Here is a 3,924-nt window from a genome sequence, read left to right on the forward strand (position 1 = left end):
GGCGTATCAAAGAAGCGGAAGCTACTTTGTCATCCGCCCGTCTGGCCTATCTGCCTTCTTTTATGCTGACTCCGCAGGGCGGTGTCAGTAGCTTTGATAAATCAAAAGGTTCCTGGACGTATAGCGGCATAGCGTCCGCCAGTTGGGAAATTGATATTTTCGGTAAACTGACCAATGCGAAACGCCGTGCAAAAGCTTTGTATCTTCAGAGCCTGGAGTACGAACAAGCTGTCACCACTTCGTTGATAGCCAATGTGGCAAATATGTATTATACCTTATTAATGCTCGATGCACAATACAACGTCTCTGCCGAAACTGCCGCCAAGTGGCGTGAGAGCGTGAAGACAATGCGTGCCATGAAAGCAGCAGGTATGACGGATGAGGCCGGAGTAGCCCAGACCGAAGCAAACTGTTATATGGTAGAAGCCTCTTTGCTCGACCTTAAACAGCAAATCCGTGAAGTGGAGAATTCACTTTCTATTTTACTGGGTGATGTGCCCGACGCCATCGAACGTGGAAAGTTACAGGGACAAAGTTTCCCGGAAGAACTTACCGTTGGTGTTCCGTTGCAGTTGCTCTCCCGTCGTCCCGACGTGAAGAGTGCGGAGCTTTCGTTGGCACAGGCCTTTTATAGTACCAATGCGGCTCGTTCGGCCTTTTACCCTTCCATTACTTTGGGAGGTACGGCAGGTTGGACAAACTCTGCCGGAAGCATGATTATCAATCCGGGCAAGCTGTTACTCTCCGCAGTTGGTTCACTGACACAACCTTTATTTAATAAAGGATTAAACATGGCACAGTTGAAAATAGCCAAAGCCCAACAGGAAGAAGCTAAACTTTCTTTCCAGCAGGCGCTGCTGAATGCTGGAAGTGAAGTGAATAATGCCCTTACCCAAGTGCAGGTGGCTCGCGGTAAAACAGAGTTGCGCGACGGACAAATCACTTCATTGGAAACCGCAGTCCGAAGCACGCAATTGTTGATGAAACATGGCAACTCCACTTATCTGGAGGTACTTACCGCCCAGCAATCGTTGCTCTCTGCCCAACTGACGCAGATAGCCGACCGCTTCGATGAGATACAGGGAATTATCAATCTCTACCAGGCCTTAGGTGGTGGCAGGGAATAAAGAATAAATCATATACTCTCTCTTCTCTCGTTTCTTCATCCCCTTTTATCCTTCACGAAGTGGAGTGGTGAGAGGGGATATTTTTAGTGGTCACTCATCACTAATCACTTATTGCAGGTACTGGTCGATCTGTGCCACCGTTGCATCTTTCAGCAGTACTTTCTTGTCTTTATCCAATAGATACAGGGTAGGTATCGCTTTCAAGTCATACAGATTCTTTTCCTTTATAACAAGCTTTTTATCATACCCGTTTATCCATTCTTTGGGGAAGTCCGGTAGGTGTCTTTCCCATTCTTCCTTATCTTCATCCGGATAAATAGCCAGTATTTTTAGACTTCCTGCTGCAAACTCCTTGTTGATGGCAGGTGCTTGTTTCAGTGCTTCTATGCCTTCTTCACAAGCATGACATCCCGGATTGTTGATAAACAGCAGCGTATATTTTGCTTTCACTCCGTAGAGCGTACCGTTTTTTCCGGACAGCAGTGTATAGGTGAAATCTTCTGCCGGCCTTCCGATACGATTCTGTTCAGCCAGTTCCCGGCGTCCTTGCGGAAGTATTTTCTCCGTATCATTCAATACTTTACTTTCCAGCATGGCGTCCAGTACCGGAATGTAAAATTCTTCATTCCGCATCGGAGAATTCGGATCATACAGATATTTTTCTGCTAAGTCAGTATAATAGAAGAATACGACTTTCTTCTGATCTGCCATCTTATACATTTGCTTTATGGCAGCTATCGCAGTAGTGTCCGGCACTATCTTCAGGATATCTATAAAGTCCACCCATGCTTGTTCCGTAACATCCGGAAGGTTGATATAAGTGGTGTCGGTAAAATCCATATTGTCCCAATAGTGCCGTACCAGATAGTCCGCACGCAATTCGGGAGTGTTCAGCATGGCTGGTATAAGGGGGAGCGTGAATTTTCTTACGGTGTCTGCCTGGACTGCCGTTTCCTTGTTGTCGTTCGCTTTCCGGCTGCCGCATGAGGCACACAGGATCAGGAATAGGAGGAAAATGTTGAGAGAAGTTTTCATAATTCAACTACTTATATAATGTATTGAGAGACAAAGATAATGTAAATGTTTTAATTACCATTTGTTAAGTATCAGCAAATTTATGAAGCCTACCTTTGCCCCGCTTTTTTTAAAACAATGAGATATGCAAAGGGATAATTTGGACTTCAAAAACATGAGTGTGAGTAAGTTGTTTACAAAACAACTCTTCCCCACGTTGCTGGGTATGGTATCATCCGCATTGTTCACTGTTGTCGACGGGATATTCGTAGGACGCGGAATAGGCAGTGATGCCATTGCCGCGGTGAATATTGCGGCGCCTATTTTTATGATAGCGGCCGGGTTGGGACTAATGTTCGGTATGGGTGGAGGAATTCTTGCTTCCATTAATCTGTCTCGTGGCAAATTGGTGGTCGCTAATATCAATGTCACGCAGTCAATCGTCATGCTGACGATTGTCAGTATTATTATGGGAATACTATTGACTGTGTTCCCCGAAACTGTAGTAACCTTATTAGGAGCCGAAGGGCATCTGACGGAATTGTCGGCGGAATATTTGTTTTGGTTCTCCATATCCATTCCGTCCACGGTCTTGCTGGTGGCATTGCCGTTCTTTGTACGCCTGACGAATCCTAACTTTGCTATGTGGGCCATGCTGGCGGCTACTATTGTCAATATCTTGCTCGATTATATCTTTATCTTTATTTTTGAGTGGGGATTGTTCGGTGCTGCTATCGCTACTGATTTGGGAGAATTGGTGGGGACACTTTTACTCTTGGGTTATCTGCTTCGTCCCTCCGTATCGGTTCGTTTTGCCAAGCTGAAGATGAGTATCAAGAGTATCCGCCTGACACTGAGGAATACATGGTATATGCTGAAACTGGGTGTTTCATCCTGTTTGAGTGAAATAACGATTGCCGTCATGGCTATTGCCGGCAATTATGTGTTTATGAGCCATCTGGGAACGGATGGGGTAGCGGCTTATAGCATTGTCTGCTATCTGTTCCCTATTATTTTCATGGTGTTTAACGCTATGGTTCAGTCGGCGCAGCCCATTGTCAGCTACAATTATGGTTGCGGACAGTTGTTGCGGTCCAATAAGGCGCTGCGTTTATGCATTATTTCCGCGGTTGTGTTTGCTTTGCTGATTAGCGGAGTGTTTGTCTGTTTCTCCGGTGATATCGTTTCCTTGTTCTTGCCGGACCGGACAAGTCATGCCTGGCAGTATGCAGTTGCTGGTCTGCCTCTGTTTGCTGTCGATTACATTTTTTTCGGGATAAATGTAATCACAATAGGGTATTATACCAGTATTGAACGTATTAATCTAGCAATGAGGCTTACGTTGTTGCGTGGTATATTGCCGGTCTTGTTCTTCTTTGTACTTCCTGCATGGTTGGGAGTGACGGGCATCTGGCTTGCTGTGGCGGCGGGAGATATTACTACAACAATCCTTATTGTGCTGTGCAGAAAGAAAGTTTAGTATGGCTGTACCTATGAATTATTTTCAATACATTTGCATACAAAAAATATATTTATCATGAAACGCAACTCCTTCTTATTATTTGTAGCGATTCTCTTCACTTCTGTTTCAGTTTCTTTTGCTCAAAAGAAACTCTCCATCCTTGGAGACTCTTATTCTACATATTACGGTTATGTCACTCCCGACACCAACCTCTGTTGGTATGGCGTACCGGAAGAAAAGAGAGAGAATGATGTGAAGCGGGTGGAGGATACCTGGTGGTATCTTCTTATCAATGAGCACGGTTATCAGATGGAGCGTAAT

General features: G+C 45.0%; 4 protein-coding genes. 3 read left to right on the forward strand and 1 reads right to left on the reverse strand.

Annotated elements, in window-relative coordinates; translation table 11 throughout:
* On the forward strand, positions 1 to 1,127 hold a 1,127-nt coding region (locus tag BACCELL_RS12300; protein WP_007212130.1), incomplete at its 5' end, for a TolC family protein.
* A 108-nt stretch (positions 1,128 to 1,235) separates the two neighbouring features.
* Here the strand turns inward: BACCELL_RS12300 and BACCELL_RS12305 are convergent.
* Positions 1,236 to 2,162: a DUF5106 domain-containing protein gene (locus BACCELL_RS12305; RefSeq protein ID WP_007212131.1), complete on the reverse strand. Its 927-nt coding sequence runs from the start codon at positions 2,160 to 2,162 to the stop codon at positions 1,236 to 1,238.
* A 124-nt stretch (positions 2,163 to 2,286) separates the two neighbouring features.
* Between BACCELL_RS12305 and BACCELL_RS12310 the strand changes: the two genes are divergently transcribed.
* Together BACCELL_RS12310 and BACCELL_RS12315 are read left to right on the forward strand one after the other, a co-directional pair.
* Complete coding sequence (locus BACCELL_RS12310) at positions 2,287 to 3,621, forward strand: MATE family efflux transporter (protein ID WP_007212132.1); 1,335 nt, start codon at positions 2,287 to 2,289, stop codon at positions 3,619 to 3,621.
* A gap of 57 nt (positions 3,622 to 3,678) precedes the next feature.
* On the forward strand, positions 3,679 to 3,924 hold a 246-nt coding region (locus BACCELL_RS12315; protein WP_007212133.1), incomplete at its 3' end, for an SGNH/GDSL hydrolase family protein.

Source organism: Bacteroides cellulosilyticus DSM 14838 (assembly GCF_000158035.1).
Classification (GTDB): Bacteria; Bacteroidota; Bacteroidia; order Bacteroidales; family Bacteroidaceae; genus Bacteroides; species Bacteroides cellulosilyticus.